The sequence below is a fragment of the Phenylobacterium sp. genome, assembly GCF_046590535.1.
Taxonomy (GTDB): Bacteria; Pseudomonadota; Alphaproteobacteria; order Caulobacterales; family Caulobacteraceae; genus Phenylobacterium.
Map to the genome: position 1 here is coordinate 1 of NZ_JBKJTG010000248.1, position 16,437 is coordinate 16,437.

Here is a 16,437-nt window from a genome sequence, read left to right on the forward strand (position 1 = left end):
GCCGAGCGCATGGCCGCGGTGATCGCCAACCTCGCGGCCGGGGTCTCCGGCGACGGCGCGCCGCGCCTGCTGGTGGGCACCGGCGCGGATCAGCGCCACCTGATCGTCGTGGCGACCTCCGACCGGGGCCTGGCCGGCGGCTTCAATTCCTCGATCGTCCGCGCCGCCCGGGAGCGGATCAACAAGCTCGCCGGCGAAGGCAAGGACGTCCGCGTGCTGACGGTGGGCCGCAAGGCCCGCGATCAGCTGCGCCGCCTGGTGGGCGACCGCGCCGTCGGCACCATCGAGGCCGGCGGCAATCCGTCCCTGGACCGCGCCGAGGAGGTGGCCGCTAAGATTCGTGAACTGTTCGACGCCGGACAAGTGGACGTGGTCACCCTGTTCTATAGCCGCTTCAAGTCCGTGGTCACCCAGACCCCCACGGCCAAGCAGTTGATCCCGGCCGAAGTCCAGGCCGGCGCGCCGGTCATCGACCTGAAGGGCGCGTCCTACGAGTACGAGCCCGATGAGGCGACCATCCTCGAGGAACTCCTGCCCCGAAACCTCACTACCCAGGTGTTCTCCGCCATGCTGGAGAACCAGGCCGGGTTCTACGCCGCCCAGATGACGGCCATGGACAACGCCACCCGCAACGCCGGCGACCGGATCGCCAGCCTCACCCTGCAGTACAACCGTTCCCGCCAGGCGCAGATCACCAAGGAGCTGATCGAGATCATCTCCGGCGCCGAAGCGCTCTAGACCGAAAGAGCTCCCCATGTCTGAAGCCGCCACCGCCAAGAAACCCGCCCGCAAGGCTCCCGCAAAGGCCGCCAGCGCTCCCGCCACCGCTCAGGGGGCCGCCACCGGCCGCCTGGTGCAAATCATCGGCGCCGTAGTCGACGTCGAGTTCGAAGGCCACCTGCCGGCGATCCTCAACGCGCTGGAGACCACCAACACCGACCAGCGCACGGGCGAACCCTTCCGCCTGGTGCTCGAAGTCGCCCAGCACCTGGGCGAGAACACCGTGCGCGCTATCGCCATGGACACCACCGAGGGCCTGACCCGCGGCCAGCCGGTTTCCGACACCGGACGCTCGATTACCGTTCCCGTGGGCCCGGCCACGCTCGGCCGGATCATGAACGTCATCGGCGAGCCGATCGACGAGTGCGGCCCCATCGCCACCACCCACACCGCCAGCATCCACCGCGAGGCCCCGTCCTTCGCCGAACAGGCGACGTCCTCCGAAGTGCTGGTCACCGGGATCAAGGTCATCGACCTGATGTGCCCCTACACCAAGGGCGGCAAGATCGGCCTGTTCGGCGGCGCCGGGGTCGGCAAGACCGTGACCATGCAGGAGTTGATCAACAACATCGCCAAGGCCTACGGCGGCTACTCCGTACTGGCCGGGGTCGGCGAGCGGACCCGCGAAGGCAACGACCTCTATCACGAGATGATCGAGTCCAACGTCAACCAGCCCGGCGGCGGCGAAGGCTCCAAGTGCACGCTGGTCTATGGCCAGATGAACGAGCCCCCCGGCGCCCGCGCCCGCGTGGCCCTCACCGGCCTTGCCCAGGCTGAGTACTTCCGCGACGAGGAGGGCAAGGACGTGCTGCTCTTCATCGACAACATCTTCCGCTTCACCCAAGCGGGCTCCGAAGTGTCTGCGCTGCTGGGACGCATGCCCTCGGCCGTGGGCTATCAGCCGACGCTGGCCACCGAGATGGGCAATCTGCAGGAGCGGATCACCTCCACCTCCAAGGGGTCGATCACCTCGGTGCAGGCCATCTACGTCCCCGCCGACGACCTCACCGACCCCGCGCCCGCCGCCTCCTTCGCCCACCTTGACGCCACCACGGTGCTCAGCCGCGACATCGCCTCGCAGGGCATCTTTCCCGCCGTTGACCCGCTGGACTCGACCTCGCGGATCATGGACCCGCTGGTGGTTGGCGAGGAGCACTACAACGTCGCCCGCCGGGTGCAGGAGACCCTGCAGGCCTACAAGTCCCTGAAGGACATCATCGCCATCCTTGGGATGGACGAGCTGTCTGAAGAGGACAAGCTGACCGTCGCCCGCGCCCGCAAGATCAGCCGTTTCCTGTCGCAGCCCTTCCACGTGGCCGAGCAGTTCACCAACATGCCGGGCATCTTCGTCAGCCTGGAGGACACCATCCGCTCGTTCAAGGCGGTGGTGGACGGCGAGTACGACCACCTGCCAGAAGCCGCCTTCTTCAACGTCGGCACGGTGGAAGACGCGGTTCGCAAGGCCGAACAACTGGCTTCGGAACTCTAGGCGTCATGGCCGACAAGCTGCACTTCTCGTTGGTCTCGCCGGAGCGCGAACTCTTCGCCGGGCTGGTGGATCAGGTGGACGCCCCGGGCTCCGAAGGCGACTTCGGGGTCCTGGCCGGACACGCGCCGTTCATGACCGCGCTGAAGGAAGGCCAGGTCCGCGTCCACAACGACGGCAAGATCACCGTCTTCGAAGTGCGCGGCGGCTTCGCGGATGTGACGCCTGAAGGCCTTACCGTGCTCGCCGAGCACGCGGTCGAAGCCGCCTAGTCCGTATTGCCGCAAACCGGGCGCCGTGGGGCCTTGCCTCCGCCGCCGTGCTCAAGTTTTATGGCTCGCTGAAAAGTCAGGGGAACCCTCCATGCGTATCGCTCTCGCCAGCCTGATCCTCGTAGCCGGCCTCGCCGGGGCGGTGCAGGCCCAGACACCGGCGACGCCGGATCCGAACGTGGTGCGCAACATGCCGGCCGACCAGGTCCAGCTGGTCCCGGCCGCGCCGGCTCCGGCTCCCACCGCCGTGGCCCCCGCGCCGGCTCCGCCGCCGCCGACCGTGCCCACCACGGGCGACGGCGCGGTGGTGCTGTCGGTCCTTGAGCGGGTCTGCGTGCCGGCCGTCCGCGGCCAGAGCATCGACGACTTGGCCAAAGCCATGGGCATGAAGAAGAACCGCCGCGACATGAGCTGGGCCATGGGCCTGGGCAGCCACAAGACGCACCAGATCATCGTCCTGGCGCAGGGTTCCAACAAGAATTCCTGCGTCGCCGAGGTCCGCTTCGCCGTCGGCCAGGAAGCGCCGATCGTCTCTGCGATCAACATCTGGTCGTTCGTGCATCAGCCGGAGCTGCTGCCCACCGCCAACTACGTCCAGCCGGTTGACCCCGACGGCCTGAAGCGGGTCCGCAAGTCCTGGGAGAGCGTAACCTCGACCTCCTCCACGGGCTTGAACTTCTCCACCGTGCGCAAGCCCGACGACAGTCCGCTGAACCGCAACTACGACACCGGCATGATGTTCTACCAGGAACGTACGTTCTGATGCGCCTGACGGACGCCGCGGGCCTCCTCGGCGTCCTAATGATTCTGGTGGCCTACGCGGGCGCCGCCATGGGCCGGCTCGATCCGAAACAGCCAATTTCGCTGCTGGCTAACCTGATCGGCGCAGGCTTGATCCTGTGGTCGCTGCTGACCGCGGATTACAATCTCTCGGCCACGGTCATGGAAGGCGCCTGGGCGCTGGTCTCCCTGGTGGGCCTAGTCCGCTGGGCAATGGGGCGGGCCCGCAAGGCCAGCTAGGCCGCCGCGCGGCGTTCTTCAGCCAGCCAAGCCAGCGCCATCTGCGCCACGTCCGCCCAGCCGGGCTCGCCGATCAACCAGTGGCTCATGCCGGGCAGGACCTGGTAGCGCGCCCCGATCCGCTCGGCGGTCTGGCGTACCGTCTCAGGCGGATGCACCACGTCGCGCGCGCCCACCAGGGCCAGGCAGGCCGCCTGCAGGCGGCCCGGGCCCACGCTGGTGGTCATGAACGGGTCCAGCCACCAGTTCAGCGTCTCGCGCACCGCCCGCCCGCTCTCGGGGCGCAGCCGGGCCAGGATCGCGTCGCGTTCGGGCGCCGGCACCCGGTCCAGGCTGTGGTTGCGCATCAGTTGCGCGTCCGGGGCGATGGCGCCGGAGGCGAACGGCCCCAGCATCTGCACGCCCATGGCGGTGATGGCTTCCTCGACGCTCGATCCCGTCACGCCCCAGGGCGGCGAGGGGCACAAGAGCACCAGCGCCTCGATCTCCAGCCTGCGGGCCGCCATCTGGCAGACCAGCCCGCCCATGGAGTGGCCCAGCAGGATCGGCCGCTCCGCCAGCCCCTGGCACAGCGTCACAAGATCGGCGGCGTAGTCGGTCATCGAGACGCCCGTAACCGCGTCCGCCGGGGCGTCCGGCCCATGGCCGCGCAGGTCGGGCGCGAGCACCGTCCAGCCCAGGGCCTCGAAGGGTTCGCGGAAGGTCTCGAATGCCCAGCCGCCGCAGAAGGCCCCGTGCACCATGACGACTGTGGTCAAGAAATCCCTCGCTCGCGGCTGGACCAGGCCGAACCTCAAGGGCTCGTCGCCTCCGCCTAGTCTAGACGCAATCGGGCGCCATGCGTCGAGCTTTTGGTCCGCCTCAGATAGCGCCGGCGTCCTTCGGCGGCGGCGTGGCGAAGGCGGCAAAGGCTTCGGCCACCAGCTCATAGGCCTGGCGCTTGAAGGGCACGATCAGGCCTGGCGCCTCGGCCAGCCAGGCCCACCGCCAGTCGTCGAATTCCTGCGGGGCGTGGGCGGCCAGGTCGATCTCGGTCTCCTCGCCCTCCAAGCGGAAGGCGAACCACACCTGCTTCTGCCCGCGCCAGCCGCGCATCGACTTGGACCCCCCGTGGCCGGCGGGGAAGTCATAGGCGATCCAGCCGTCGGTGCGGCCCAGGTAGCTGACGGTGCGCGCGCCGGTCTCCTCGGCCAGTTCGCGCCGCGCGGCGGCCTCCAGGTCCTCGCCGGCGTCCACCCCCCCTTGCGGGAACTGCCAGTTATGCGGCCCCGGCGTGTTCAGCCGCCGGCCCAGCCAGACGCGTCCGTCGCGGTGGAACAGCACGACACCCACGTTGGGCCGGTACCTGTCGAGGTCGCTCATCGCTTGGCGGCGAGCGCCGAGGCCGGGGCTAGTTGCAAGCCCCGCTGTTCGACACTCTCACCCCAGCGGGCCACCTTCTCCAGGGTCACCGGATAGGCGAACCCCGCGCCCAGCGCCTGGCCGCGTTGCAGGGCGCCGGCTTCCAGGGCCGCCAGCTGCTGGTCGATGGCGGGACCCGACAGCTTGTCGTCGATCACCCGCTCGGCCGATGCCCTGGCCAGGTTCCCACCGCGGCGGGCGGCGGCCCCGTCGTCGATGAAGGCCAGGCCCCGCCCGCCCACAGCGCCGGCAAAGGCCTGGTAGGCCTGGTCGTTGGCCAGGAACCGGGAGCCCAGGTAGTTGGTCAGACCGAAGTAGCCGGTGGCGCGCGACAGCACCCACTCCAGCTTCTTCACCGTCTCCGGCGGCTGGGCCTCGGTCATCAGGGTGTAGGGGCCGGGGTCGTTGTCCGGATAGTCGATGGGCTCCATCGGCGTCTCAAGCAGCACCTCGTGGCCGTGCGCGCGGGCCATGTCGATCCAGCCCTGCAGACCTTCGGCATAGGCCACGAAGGAGAGCGTGATCTCCGGCCGCAGCGTCTCGATGGCCTGCTGGGTGGCGCGGGCGTTGAGGCCCAGGCCGCCGACCACGAGGCCGATCTTCGGTCGGCCATTGGAGGCGAACGGCCGGGCGTAGGCCTCGGCCGGGGTGCGGCCGTCGCGGGCGATCACCGGCAGCGGCCCCCCCGGACCCGGGGCGAAGAAGCCGGCGATGGGCGACGGCGGCAGGGCGCCGCCATCCATCGTGCGAAGGGTGGGCGCCGCGGGACCATTCCACGAAACGGCGGCCAGGGGCGCCAGGGGGCGCGCCGACAGCTTGACGATATCCTGGGTCACCACCACGGGCCCGTGGGCGGGCTTCAGCGCCTCGCGCCAGCCGGCCGGCGCGGACGTCAGGGCCTGGGCCATGGAGAGCCGCATGCCCGCCCGGTCGCCGTCCGCCGGCCCCATCAGGTTCACCAGCGTCGCCGCCGCGCCCATGAACAGGGCGCCCGCCGCGCCGGCCCGAAGATAGGGGCTGCGCAGCACCGCGCCGACGCCCGGGACGGGCCCAAAGCGCAGCGCCTTGAACTGGGGGATCGCAATCATCGCCACGGTGGGGAGGCTCCTTTGCGCAAGGGTCCCGCACTATGGTTAACGAAGGGCTGCAAATAGAAGGGCGGCCCTCGCGGACCGCCCTTCGAACCGTCCTGTAGAAGGCCGCCTACTTGCTGTTGATCTGCGGTGGCTTGACCTCGGCCACGCGGGCTTTGGAGCCGATAATCTCGGCGAGCTTGGCGGTCGGCTTCGGCAGCTTCGGCGTCGCCGCCACCGAGCCGAAGCGCAGCACGTCGGAGGCGCGGGCCAACTGGAAGTCCTTCTTCACGTCGAAGGCCTCCGGCGGGGCCTCGGCCGGCTGGTGGGCGCCCTTACGAACCTTGCCCTCGTCGGCGTTCAGCGCGTTGCGAAACGAGGCCTCGGAGAACTGGTAGGAGCGGTTGGCGATCGACTGGGCCTCGTCGCGAGTGGAGGCGACTTCCAGGTCCGGCTCGATGCCCGTCTTCTGGATCGAGCGGCCGGAGGGGGTGAAGTAGCGCGCCGTGGTCAGCTTCAGGGCGCCGTCCATGCCGCCGCGCAGGGGGATCACGGTCTGCACCGAGCCCTTGCCGAAGCTGGTCAGGCCGACCAGTTCGGCGCGGCGACGGTCCTGCAGGGCGCCGGCCACGATCTCCGCCGCCGAGGCGGAACCGGTGTTGATCAGCACGACCATCGGCAGGCCGCCGGTGATGTCTCCGGGACGGGCGTTGTAGCGCTCCACGTCGCGGGGATCGCGGCCCCGCTGGGAGACGATCTCGCCGCCTTCCAGGAACAGGTCCGAGACCGCCACGGCCTGGTCGAGGAGGCCGCCGGGATTGTTGCGCAGGTCGAGGACCAGGCCTTTCATCTGCGGGTTCTTGGCGCGCAGGGCGCCGAACGCGGCTTCCGCTTCGTCGGTGGTCTTCTCGTTGAAGCTGCCGATGCGAAGGACGCCGTAGTCGCCCTCCATCTTGGCGGTGGCGGACTTGGGCTTGATCACCTCGCGAACGATCTTCACGTCGAACGGATCAGACTTTTCCCGGGCGAGGGTCAGGGTCACCGTCTCGCCCGGCTTGCCGCGCATCTGCTTGACGGCCTCGTTGACCGACAGGCCCAGCACGCTGTCGCCGTTCACCGCGGTGATGTAGTCGCCGGCCTTGACGCCTGCGAGCGCCGCCGGCGTGCCGTCCATAGGCGTGATCACCTTGACCACCCCGTCCTCGCTGGTGACCTCTAGGCCCAGGCCGCCGTACTCGCCGCGGGTCTGGTCGCGCATGTCGTCGAAGTTCTCGGGGTCGAGGTAGCCGGAGTGGGGATCGAGCGAGGTCAGCATCCCGTCGATGGCCGACTGGATCAGCTTGGTGTCGTCCACGTCAGTGACGTACTGCTGCTCGACGGTGTTCAGCACGTCGCCGAACAGGCCCAGCAGTACGTCGCCGAACAGGCCCAGCATCCGATAGGTCTTGGCCCGCGGTTGCGCCGAGGCGATGGCCTGCTGGCTCACATAGGCCATGGACCCTGCACCGAGCACGAAGGCCGAAGCGCCAATCAGAAGATACTTCTTCATCACCTGCCGTAGGCTCCCTTTGCGGCGTTCAATCCGCGTGTGAAACGGGCCCCCTTGAGAGCGCCTCCAGCCGGCGCTCAGCCCGTCGTCCTGCTCATCCAGCGCGCCGGATCGACCGGCGCACCCTGTTCGCGGACCTCCAGATAGAGCTCCGAAGTTGACTGTCGACCATCCGGCGTCCATCCGACAGGCTGACCTGCCGCGACGGATTGTCCGGCTTGAACCGACGTTCGCTCAAGGCCAGCAAGCACAAGATGGTATCCACCCGCCAGTCTTAATATCAAGATCACGCCCCAACCCTTTACGGGGCCTACATATTGCACCAGCCCCTCTCCGGGACTGACGACCTTCGCGCCCCGTGCGGCCGCCAGGGTGAGGCCGTTAGAGCGGCCACCGCCGGCCAGGGGCTCGCCGAACCTGCGCAGGATGCTACCTGGGGCGGGCTGCAATAAGACCCTGGGCGGGCGAATTGTGGCGTCGGCCATGGGCGGTCCCAGCGGCCCGCGCAACAGCAATCCCGCGCTGGAGCTGGGCACAGGCGCCCCCTCGGCCATCCGGCTCTCCGCCTCGAACACCGCCTCGCTCTGCACCGCGGCCAGCCGGCGCTGGCGCATCATCTCGCTGGCGTCGCCGGCATAGGCCTGGGCGCGACGCTGCAGCTCCGGCGTCATGGCGCGCACCAGGATCGCCGCGCGCACCGCGTCCTTGGCGTCGTCGGGGGAGACCAGCAGAGCCGGGGGCGGATCGCGGCTCAGTTGCTGAAGCACGGAGAGCAGGCGGGCCAGTTGGTTGAGGTTCTTCGCCTGACTGACTGAGAGTTCCGTCTCCTCCGCGTTCAGTCTGGCCAGGCGTGAGGGCTGCGCCGTCACGCCCAGGGCCGCCAGGGCCAGGACGACCAGGATCGCCGCCAGGAGGATCGGTGTGCGCATCAGTCGCGATGATAGGGCGAACCGCCCAGGATCGAGACCGCGCGATAGACCTGCTCGCTGAGCATGGCGCGGGCCAGGGCGTGGGGCCAGGTCTGCGGCCCGAAGGCAAGCCGGCCGTTCGCCTGGGCCAGCAACCCCGCCTCCATGCCGTCTGCCCCGCCGATCACGAACACGAGGCGCCGGACGCCGCGGTCGCGCAGGGCCGCAATCTCCTGGGCGAAGGCCCGCGAAGGCCGCATCTGGCCGTGCTCGTCGCAGGCGATGACGTGGGCGTCGGCCAGGTGCGCGCGCAACGCCTCGGCCTCCGCCGCTTGGCCGGGCTTCTTGCTTTCCACCTCGACAACCTCGACGGGGCCGAGGCTCAGCGCCCGCCCCGCCGCGGTGGCGCGCTCGGTATAGAGCTTGACCAGCTCCGTCTCGGGGGATCGGGAGAGCCTGCCGACGGCGAGGAGGATGATCTTCACCCGCAGGCCATACGCCATCGTCGCCTACGCCTCTAGCCGCGGCGCCCGCTTCGCGCCTAAGCTTGGCGAAACGGACGGGCAGCGGCCCGCCAGCACCTCGGGGGAAGACATGGCCATGGAAAGCGCGCCGCGCGGTATTGGCGGGTGGCTGAGCCTGATCGGTGCGGTGTTCGTCGGCATCATCGGCCTGATCCTGGTAGGCGGCGGCGGCCGCCTGGCGATGCTGGGGGGCTCCCTCTACTACCTGCTCGCGGGCGTCGGCCTGGTGACCTCGGGTGTCCTTCTCGCCCTGCGCCGGCCGCTGGGCGGGCTGATCTTCGCCGGCGTGCTGGTGGCCACGGTGGCCTGGGGCCTGTGGGAGTCCGGGCCGGCCTTCTGGCCGCTGCTCCCCAGGCTGTTCTCACCGGCCATGGTGGGCCTTATCGTGCTGCTGGTCCTGGCTGGCTTGCCCGCCATCCGCAGTCGCACGGTAGCACTGGTCAGCACGGCCCTGGGCGTGGTCCTGGCCCTGGGCGTCCTCGGCGTCACCCTGAACGACACCTTCACCGCGGGCCAGGCGACCTCGCCGGCCCCGGCGCCCCTGCAGACCGCCACGGCCTCCGGCGGCGACTGGCGCTTCTACGGCCGCGATGCCGGCGGCACGCGCTTCGCTCCCTACGCCCAGGTCAACAAAGACAATGTCGCCCAGCTCAAGGTCGCCTGGACGCTGCGCACCGGCGACGTGGCTAAGGGCGGCTCGGAGGACCAGAACACCCCCATCCAGGTGGGCGACACGGTCTATGCCTGCACCCCCACCAACATCGTGATCGCCGTGGACGCAGATACCGGCGCCGAGCGCTGGCGCCACAATCCCAAGATCCGCGCCAGCTTCTGGAACCGCTGCCGCGGCGTCGGCTTCTGGGAGACCCCGGCGATCCGCGCCAACGCCGCCCTGGTGGCCGGCCCGCCGCCGCCGGCGCCGCTGTGCGACCGCCGGATCATCTCCTCGACCATCGACGCCCGGCTGATCGCTCTCGACGCGGCCACCGGCCAGCTCTGCCCGGGCTTCGGCCAGGGCGGCGCCATCAGCCTGCGCGAGGGCATGGGCGAGGTGAAGGCCGGCTTCTACTTCCCCACCTCCACCCCCACCGTGGCCGGCGACCGGATCATCATCGGCGGCTGGGTGATGGACAACCGTGAGCTGGGCGAGCCGTCAGGTGTGGTCCGCGCCTTCAGCGCCGAGACCGGCGAGCTGATCTGGGCCTGGGACCTGGGCAATCCGGCGATCACCAAGCTGCCCGCGGAGGGCCAGACCTACACCCGCGGCACTCCCAACGTCTGGTCGACCCCGGCCTTCGACGAGGCGCTGGGCCTGGTATTCCTGCCCACCGGCAACGCCACCCCCGACTACTGGGGCTCGCACCGCTCCGACGCCTCCGAGCAATACTCGTCCTCGGTGGTGGCGCTCGAGATCGCCACCGGCCGCGAGCGCTGGCGCTTCCAGACCGTGCACCACGACCTGTGGGACTACGACGTACCGTCCCAGCCCATGGTCGCCGACTTCCCCAACGGCCAGGGCGGGACCACCCCGGCGATCATCCAGCTCACCAAGCGCGGCCAAATCTTCGTCCTCGACCGGGCCACCGGCCGGCCGCTAACCAAGGTCGAGGAGCGCCCGGTTCCGAGCGGCCCGGCCAAGGGCGAGTGGGTTTCGCCGACCCAGCCCTATTCCACCGGCATGCCGGCCATCGGCGCCGAGCGGTTGACCGAGGCGAGGATGTGGGGCGCCACCCCGCTCGACCAGCTCGCCTGCCGGATCGCCTACCGCTCGCACCGCTATGAAGGCGACTTCACCCCGCCCTCCACCACCCCCACCCTGCAGTACCCCAGCAACGGCGGCGGCCAGAACTGGGGCGGCGCCACGCTGGACGCCACCCACCGCTACCTCATCGTGCCCGACCTGCGGATGGCCATGACCGTCAGCCTGGGTCCCGCCAAGCGGCCTGGCCTCTCGCTGGATTTGGTCCCGGATCGCTCGGCCCGCGGCGCCGCCGCGGTGGCCTATCAAAGCCAGAACGACTGGATGCTGGGTCCGCTGTTGATCCCCTGCCTGCAGCCGCCGAACGGCACGCTCACCGCCATCGACCTGACCACCCGCAGGATCGCCTGGCAGGTGCCCTTGGGCTCGGCGGAGGGCTCCGGCCCGTTCGGTCTGGCGTCCGGCCTGCCGATCCCGCTGGGCAACATCGGCCTGGGCGGGCCTATTTCGACGGCGGGTGGCCTGACCTTCCACGCCTCCACCCAGGATCCCTACCTGCGCGCCTACGACAGCGGCACCGGCAAGGTCCTGTGGAAGGGCCGCCTGCCGGTGGGCGTCGGCGGCACGCCGATGAGCTACGTATCGCCCAAGAGCGGACGCCAGTACGTGGTGGTCTCGGCCGGGGGCGCGCGGATGATGCCCCAGCGCGGCGACTATGTGGTGGCCTACGCCCTGCCCAGGTGAGACGGGCCAACGCCCGAGGCGGTAGAGAGGCGCGATGGAAGTCTACCCCACCGCCGCAGCCCTCGGGCAGGCCTGCGCCGACGCCGTTCAGGCGTGCCTTGCTGAGGGGATCGGCGGCCGCGGCCAGGCGACGCTGGTGGCCACCGGCGGCCGCGCGCCCGGCCCGGTCTATGACGCGCTCGGGGCCGCCCACCTCGACTGGGCCAGCGTGGTGGTCACCCTCTCCGACGAGCGTTGCGTCGAGGCGCAGGACCCGCGGTCTAACGCCAGGCTGGTGCGCGACCGCCTCTTGCAGGGCGACGCCGCGCAGGCGCGGTTCCTGCCCCTTTGGCCGCAGCCGGAGGAGGCCGCCCTGGCGGCCCTGCTGCCTTTCGACGCCGTCCTGCTGGGGATGGGTGAGGATGGCCACGTGGCCTCGCTGATCCCCGGAAGCCCGGCGCTGGCGCAGGGCCTCACCACCGAGCGCCTCAGCCTGGCCGTCCCCGCCGGGGCCGGATCGCCGCCTTTGGCGCGGATCACACTCAGCCTGGCGGCGTTGATGCAGGCCCGCGCCATCTTCCTCTTGATCGCCGGGGCGGCTAAGCGCGAGGTGCTGGCGCGCGCCCAGGCCGGCGAGGACCTGCCAGTGGGTCGCCTGCTGGGCCAGGATCAGGCGTCGGTCCGCGTGTTCTGGGCGCCGAGCCACGAGGAATAGAGCCAATGCATCCGGTCACGACCGAGGTCACCGACAGGATCGTCGAGCGCAGCCGCGACAGCCGCGCCGACTACCTGGAACGCATGCAGGCCGCCCGCCACGCCGGCCCCGGCCGCGGGAAGCTTTCCTGCGCCAACTGGGCCCACGCCTTCGCCGCGGTAGGGGATGGTGACAAGCAGCGGATGCGCGATCCCACGGCGCCCAACGTGGCCATCGTCTCGGCCTACAACGACATGCTCTCGGCCCACCAGCCGCTGGAGCGGTTTCCGGAGATAATCCGTGCTGCGGCCCGCGAGGCGGGCGCCACGGCCCAGTTCGCCGGCGGCGTCCCGGCCATGTGCGATGGGGTGACCCAGGGCCGCCCCGGCATGGAGCTGTCGCTGTTCTCCCGCGACGTGATTGCCATGGCCACGGCCATCGCGCTCTCCCACGACGCCTTTGACGCCGCCCTGATGCTGGGCATCTGCGACAAGATCGTGCCCGGCATGACCATGGGCGCCCTGGCGTTCGGGCACCTGCCGGTGATTTTCGTGCCCGCAGGTCCGATGAGCTCGGGGATATCCAACCACGAGAAGGCCCGGGTCCGCGCGCTGCACGCCGAGGGCAAGGCGACCCGGGAGGAACTGCTCGAAAGCGAGATGAAGAGCTACCACGGCCCCGGCACCTGCACCTTCTACGGCACCGCCAATTCCAACCAGATGATAATGGAGATGATGGGCCTGCACCTCCCCGGCGCGGCCTTCGTCAGCCCCAACACGCCCCTGCGTGACGCGCTCACCGCCGCGGCGCCCAGGCGCGCCGTCGAGATCGCCGACGGGACCAACGCCTATGCGCCGATGTCGGGGGTGGTGGACGCCAGGAGCCTGGTGAACGCCCTGGCCGGTCTCCTGGCCACCGGCGGCTCCACCAACCACACCCTGCACCTGATCGCCATGGGCCGGGCGGCCGGCGTGCAGATCACCTGGCAGGACTTCGACGACCTGTCGCGGGTCACCCCGCTGATCGCCCGGGTCTATCCCAACGGCAGCGAGGACGTGAACGCCTTCCATGCGGCCGGCGGCATGGCCTTCGTGGTGCGGCAGCTGCTGGACGCGGGCCTGGCCCACGATGAGGTGCTGACCGTGGCCGGCCGGGGCCTGCGCCGCTACCAGCAGGAACCGTTCCTGGACAATGGAGGATTGGTCTGGCGTGAGGGAGCCGCCGCCTCGCTGAACCCCGACATCCTGCGGCCGGTGGACAATCCCTTCCAGTCGGAGGGCGGCTTGCGCCTCTTGACGGGCGGGCTGGGGCGCGCGGTGATCAAGACTTCGGCGGTGAAGCCGGAACACCTCGCCATTGAGGCGCCGGCGGTGGTCTTCGACACGCAGGATGATTTGCTGGCCGCCTACAAGCGCGGCGAGCTCAATCGCGATTTCGTGGCGGTGGTGCGCTTCCAGGGACCCAGGGCCAACGGCATGCCGGAGCTGCACTCGCTGACCCCGCCGTTGGGCGTGCTGCTCGACCGCGGCTTCAAGGTGGCCCTGGTCACCGACGGGCGCATGTCCGGCGCCTCGGGCAAGGTCCCCGCCGCCATCCATGTGACCCCGGAGGCCGCGGACGGCGGGGCCCTGGCCTTCGTCCGCGACGGCGACCTGATCCGCCTGGACGCCCGGGCCGGGACCCTTGAAATCAAGGTCAACGAGAGAGACCTGATGGCCCGCCCGCCCGCCGCCGCGGGGCCCTCCGGAGCCGGCTACGGCCGCGAGCTGTTCGGCTGGATGCGCCGCGCCGTAGGCCCGGCCGAAGCCGGCGCCTGCGCCCTCTTCGAGGCCGCCTGAGATGAAACCGCAGTATGTGGGCTTGGTGGGGGATGTGGGCGGCACCAACGCCCGCTTCGCCCTGGTGGATGCCCAGGGCCATGTGCGCAATCCGCGCAGCTTCGTGGCCCGCGACTATGACAGCCTGTCGGCGGTGATCACCGAATACCTCGACGCCACCACCGGGCGCCGTCGGCCGCAAAGGGCGGTGATCGCGGTGGCCGGCCCGGTGCTCGACGGCGAGATCGAGTTCACCAACCTGGCCTGGCAGGTCGCGGAAGGGGATCTGCTGGCTGTCTTCGAGTTCGAGGCGGTGAAGCTGATCAACGACTTTGCCGCCCAGGCGCTGGCCTGTCCGCAACTCGCCGCCGACGAGGTTCGGCTGATCGGCCCGAAGCTGCGCGGGGGCTCCGACTGCCCGATCGTGGTGCTTGGCGCCGGCACCGGCTTCGGCGTGGCGGGCCTTGCCCGGGGCAACCTGGGTGACGTGGCGGTGGCCACCGAGGGTGGCCACGCCGGCTTTGCCCCCTCCGATGAGGTGGAGGTCGAGGTGTGGCGCCGGCTGCAGGCCCGCTTCGGCCGGGTCTCCATCGAGCGGCTCCTCTCCGGACCCGGCATGTACGATCTCTACAAGACCCTTGCCGACCTTTCGGGCGTCGACGCCGTGCTCACCGACGAGCGTGCGGTGATGGCGGCGGGCCTGGCGGGCGACGCGCTCGCCGGAACGACGCTGGACCGGTTCTGCGCCATCCTGGGCGCCGTGGCTGGAGACCTGGCGCTGACCTTCGGGGCGCGGGGCGGGGTGTTCGTCTCCGGTGGAATCGCGCCCAGGATGGCCGAGCGTCTGGCCGCCGGCCCGTTCCGCGAGCGGTTCGAGGCCAAGGGTCGGCTCAGCGACTACCTGCGCGAGATCCCCACCTCGCTGGTGCTGCATCCCTATCCGGCGATCCTGGGGGCCGCGCGCGAACTCTCCCAGATGGAGCGGATGTGACCCTCGACGAGATTCTCGCCCGCGCCCCGGTGATCCCTGTGCTGGTGATCGACGACCTGGACCATGCCGTGCCCCTTGGCCGCGCCCTGGTGGCCGGGGGACTGAGCGTCCTGGAGGTCACTCTGCGGACGCCTGCCGCCATGGACTGCATCCGCGCCATGGCCCAGGAGGTCCAGGGCGCAGTGGTGGGGGCCGGCACCGTGCTGACGCCTGCGGCGCGCCAGGCGGCGGCTGATGCGGGCGCCCGGTTCGCCGTCAGTCCCGGCCTGATGGAAGGCGAGCACGCCGACGGCCCCACGCCGCTCCTGCCGGGGATCGCCACCGCCACCGAGCTGATGGCAGGCCTGCGCGCCGGCTTCTCGGCCTTCAAGCTGTTTCCGGCCAATGTCGCCGGTGGGATCGACGCGGTGAAGGCCTTCGCCGGTCCATTCCCGCAGGCGGTCTTCTGCCCCACGGGTGGGGTCAACGCCGGCAACGCCGCCCAGTACCTGGCTCAACCCAATGTCGTCTGCGTCGGCGGCAGCTGGGTGGCCCCGGCCGATGCCGTGGCCGCCGGCGACTGGGACCGCATCACCGAACTGGCCCGCCAAGCGGCGGGGCTTCGGCCCACCCTCTCCTGAGCGCTGTCCGATGAGCGAGCGTTCCCGTGAGCCGCCCCGCCACACTCCCGAACAGCTCCGCTGGCTGGTCACCGCCCGCGCCCGGCCCGGCGACCCCGGCTCGGCCACGGTCAGTGTGCTGGCGCGCAACGCCATGGTGCCCGAACTGGCCTTCGACATGATGGTCGACTGGCACCCAGGCGCCGAGGCCGCCGATGTGGAAGGCCGGGCCCTGATCATCCTTAGCCTGCTGTTCCGCGAGCTCGCCGCTGAATGCGAAAAGGCCGCCGGCTCCCGGTTCAGCCAGGGTTAGTGGCTCGAGTTGGCCGGCAGCCTCGTCGACGACGTCCGCGGCCAAGTCTCTGGCGTCCTCAGATGTCTTTGATGGCGGCGGGCCGAGCGTCGCCCTTCGCGTAAATGACCCGAACCGCCTCCTGGAAGCCTCCTAGCAGACAGAGGTACTGATCGTTGCCGATACCGATGTGATGAACACTGAGTAGATTTGCTAATCGCTGTGCCGTTCCTAAGATTTGAGGGAAAGTTTTCTATACTGTAGAGTTGGCCTTAAGAAGATTCTTCAGGCTACCTCTATGCAGTACGAGACCGCATTCCCTACTGTATAGTTTCAGTAACTCATCCCGAGTCATGAAATCCGGCCCCCGCTCGACAAAATGATGGGGTCCTCCCGGCAAAGTATTTGCCTTGACTACGGGGCCGGGAAAGCAGCCGGGATTGAGTTCTTCCAGAGACTTCAGTAGCCAGTCAGCGGCAAAAGCCGACTGTAGCTTGGCGTTGCGCGTCGCCTCAATGTCGTGATGGGCCACCAGGCATGCTAGGGCGACCAGTTCGCAGATCATTCGAAGTTGCAAGTGGGCGAACTCGTCCACCATCTGCCCCGGCA

At 69.8% G+C, this 16,437-nt stretch carries 18 protein-coding genes; 11 read left to right on the forward strand and 7 right to left on the reverse strand.

The window, feature by feature from the left end; all coding sequences use genetic code 11:
• The 5 genes from ACLL81_RS15470 to ACLL81_RS15490 form a co-directional block, all read left to right on the forward strand.
• Positions 1-738 (forward strand): F0F1 ATP synthase subunit gamma (locus ACLL81_RS15470; protein ID WP_411289257.1); only part of this gene is annotated, 738 nt, incomplete at its 5' end.
• 16 nt (positions 739-754) lie between these two features.
• Complete coding sequence (gene atpD, locus ACLL81_RS15475) at positions 755-2,269, forward strand: F0F1 ATP synthase subunit beta (protein ID WP_411289258.1); 1,515 nt, start codon at positions 755-757, stop codon at positions 2,267-2,269.
• 5 nt (positions 2,270-2,274) lie between these two features.
• Positions 2,275-2,538 carry an ATP synthase F1 subunit epsilon gene (locus tag ACLL81_RS15480; protein WP_411289259.1) on the forward strand — a complete coding sequence of 88 codons (264 nt, stop codon included), beginning with the start codon at positions 2,275-2,277 and terminating at the stop codon, positions 2,536-2,538.
• A gap of 91 nt (positions 2,539-2,629) precedes the next feature.
• Complete coding sequence (locus ACLL81_RS15485; protein WP_411289260.1) at positions 2,630-3,301, forward strand: hypothetical protein; 672 nt, start codon at positions 2,630-2,632, stop codon at positions 3,299-3,301.
• Complete coding sequence (locus ACLL81_RS15490) at positions 3,301-3,558, forward strand: CBU_0592 family membrane protein (RefSeq protein WP_411289261.1); 258 nt, start codon at positions 3,301-3,303, stop codon at positions 3,556-3,558. The genes ACLL81_RS15485 and ACLL81_RS15490 overlap by 1 nt, the downstream gene beginning before the upstream one ends.
• Here ACLL81_RS15490 and ACLL81_RS15495 read toward each other — a convergent pair.
• The 6 genes from ACLL81_RS15495 to rlmH form a co-directional block, all read right to left on the reverse strand.
• Positions 3,555-4,316 carry an alpha/beta hydrolase gene (locus ACLL81_RS15495; RefSeq protein WP_411289262.1) on the reverse strand — a complete coding sequence of 254 codons (762 nt, stop codon included), beginning with the start codon at positions 4,314-4,316 and terminating at the stop codon, positions 3,555-3,557. The two genes, ACLL81_RS15490 and ACLL81_RS15495, sit on opposite strands and share 4 nt — an antisense overlap.
• Before the next feature lie 103 nt (positions 4,317-4,419).
• Positions 4,420-4,920 carry an RNA pyrophosphohydrolase gene (locus tag ACLL81_RS15500; protein ID WP_411289263.1) on the reverse strand — a complete coding sequence of 167 codons (501 nt, stop codon included), beginning with the start codon at positions 4,918-4,920 and terminating at the stop codon, positions 4,420-4,422.
• On the reverse strand, positions 4,917-6,053 hold the full coding sequence (locus tag ACLL81_RS15505) for a divergent polysaccharide deacetylase family protein (protein WP_411289264.1): 1,137 nt from the start codon (positions 6,051-6,053) through the stop codon (positions 4,917-4,919). The genes ACLL81_RS15500 and ACLL81_RS15505 overlap by 4 nt, the downstream gene beginning before the upstream one ends.
• 109 nt (positions 6,054-6,162) lie before the next feature.
• Complete coding sequence (locus ACLL81_RS15510; protein WP_411289265.1) at positions 6,163-7,581, reverse strand: S41 family peptidase; 1,419 nt, start codon at positions 7,579-7,581, stop codon at positions 6,163-6,165.
• 77 nt (positions 7,582-7,658) lie between these two features.
• Positions 7,659-8,510, reverse strand: coding sequence for a murein hydrolase activator EnvC family protein (locus ACLL81_RS15515; protein WP_411289266.1), 852 nt, complete (start codon positions 8,508-8,510; stop codon positions 7,659-7,661).
• Positions 8,510-8,974 (reverse strand): 23S rRNA (pseudouridine(1915)-N(3))-methyltransferase RlmH, encoded by a 465-nt coding sequence (gene rlmH / locus ACLL81_RS15520; protein ID WP_411289274.1) that lies wholly within the window; start codon positions 8,972-8,974, stop codon positions 8,510-8,512. Before rlmH ends, ACLL81_RS15515 begins: the two co-directional genes overlap by 1 nt.
• 115 nt (positions 8,975-9,089) lie before the next feature.
• On the opposite strand from rlmH, the gene ACLL81_RS15525 reads away from it, so the two are divergent.
• Genes ACLL81_RS15525 through ACLL81_RS15550 form a run of 6 tightly spaced genes read left to right on the forward strand, consistent with a single transcriptional unit; the run spans position 9,090 to position 15,849 of the window.
• On the forward strand, positions 9,090-11,456 hold the full coding sequence (locus tag ACLL81_RS15525) for a membrane-bound PQQ-dependent dehydrogenase, glucose/quinate/shikimate family (RefSeq protein WP_411289267.1): 2,367 nt from the start codon (positions 9,090-9,092) through the stop codon (positions 11,454-11,456).
• A 34-nt stretch (positions 11,457-11,490) separates the two neighbouring features.
• Positions 11,491-12,150 (forward strand): 6-phosphogluconolactonase, encoded by a 660-nt coding sequence (gene pgl, locus ACLL81_RS15530; RefSeq protein ID WP_411289268.1) that lies wholly within the window; start codon positions 11,491-11,493, stop codon positions 12,148-12,150.
• A gap of 5 nt (positions 12,151-12,155) precedes the next feature.
• Positions 12,156-13,967 (forward strand): phosphogluconate dehydratase, encoded by a 1,812-nt coding sequence (edd, locus tag ACLL81_RS15535; RefSeq protein ID WP_411289269.1) that lies wholly within the window; start codon positions 12,156-12,158, stop codon positions 13,965-13,967.
• Position 13,968: 1 nt separating this feature from the next.
• A complete protein-coding gene (glk, locus tag ACLL81_RS15540) occupies positions 13,969-14,937 on the forward strand; it encodes a glucokinase (RefSeq protein ID WP_411289270.1) in 969 nt (322 codons plus the stop codon).
• Complete coding sequence (gene eda, locus ACLL81_RS15545; protein WP_411289271.1) at positions 14,934-15,557, forward strand: bifunctional 4-hydroxy-2-oxoglutarate aldolase/2-dehydro-3-deoxy-phosphogluconate aldolase; 624 nt, start codon at positions 14,934-14,936, stop codon at positions 15,555-15,557. The genes glk and eda overlap by 4 nt, the downstream gene beginning before the upstream one ends.
• 10 nt (positions 15,558-15,567) lie before the next feature.
• The gene (locus ACLL81_RS15550) at positions 15,568-15,849 is read left to right on the forward strand and encodes a hypothetical protein (RefSeq protein ID WP_411289272.1); all 282 of its coding nucleotides are present in this window, start codon (positions 15,568-15,570) and stop codon (positions 15,847-15,849) included.
• A gap of 232 nt (positions 15,850-16,081) precedes the next feature.
• Here the strand turns inward: ACLL81_RS15550 and ACLL81_RS15555 are convergent.
• The coding region (locus ACLL81_RS15555; RefSeq protein ID WP_411289273.1) for a hypothetical protein at positions 16,082-16,437 on the reverse strand (356 nt) is incomplete at its 5' end.

Coding starts and splice junctions, on each gene's coding strand:
- atpD (WP_411289258.1), top strand. CDS start 755: ATGTCTGAAGCCGCCACCGCCAAGAAACCCGCCCGCAAGGCTCCCGCA.
- ACLL81_RS15480 (WP_411289259.1), top strand. CDS start 2,275: ATGGCCGACAAGCTGCACTTCTCGTTGGTCTCGCCGGAGCGCGAACTC.
- ACLL81_RS15485 (WP_411289260.1), top strand. CDS start 2,630: ATGCGTATCGCTCTCGCCAGCCTGATCCTCGTAGCCGGCCTCGCCGGG.
- ACLL81_RS15490 (WP_411289261.1), top strand. CDS start 3,301: ATGCGCCTGACGGACGCCGCGGGCCTCCTCGGCGTCCTAATGATTCTG.
- ACLL81_RS15500 (WP_411289263.1), bottom strand. CDS start 4,920: ATGAGCGACCTCGACAGGTACCGGCCCAACGTGGGTGTCGTGCTGTTC.
- ACLL81_RS15510 (WP_411289265.1), bottom strand. CDS start 7,581: ATGAAGAAGTATCTTCTGATTGGCGCTTCGGCCTTCGTGCTCGGTGCA.
- ACLL81_RS15515 (WP_411289266.1), bottom strand. CDS start 8,510: ATGCGCACACCGATCCTCCTGGCGGCGATCCTGGTCGTCCTGGCCCTG.
- ACLL81_RS15525 (WP_411289267.1), top strand. CDS start 9,090: ATGGAAAGCGCGCCGCGCGGTATTGGCGGGTGGCTGAGCCTGATCGGT.
- pgl (WP_411289268.1), top strand. CDS start 11,491: ATGGAAGTCTACCCCACCGCCGCAGCCCTCGGGCAGGCCTGCGCCGAC.
- edd (WP_411289269.1), top strand. CDS start 12,156: ATGCATCCGGTCACGACCGAGGTCACCGACAGGATCGTCGAGCGCAGC.
- glk (WP_411289270.1), top strand. CDS start 13,969: ATGAAACCGCAGTATGTGGGCTTGGTGGGGGATGTGGGCGGCACCAAC.
- ACLL81_RS15550 (WP_411289272.1), top strand. CDS start 15,568: ATGAGCGAGCGTTCCCGTGAGCCGCCCCGCCACACTCCCGAACAGCTC.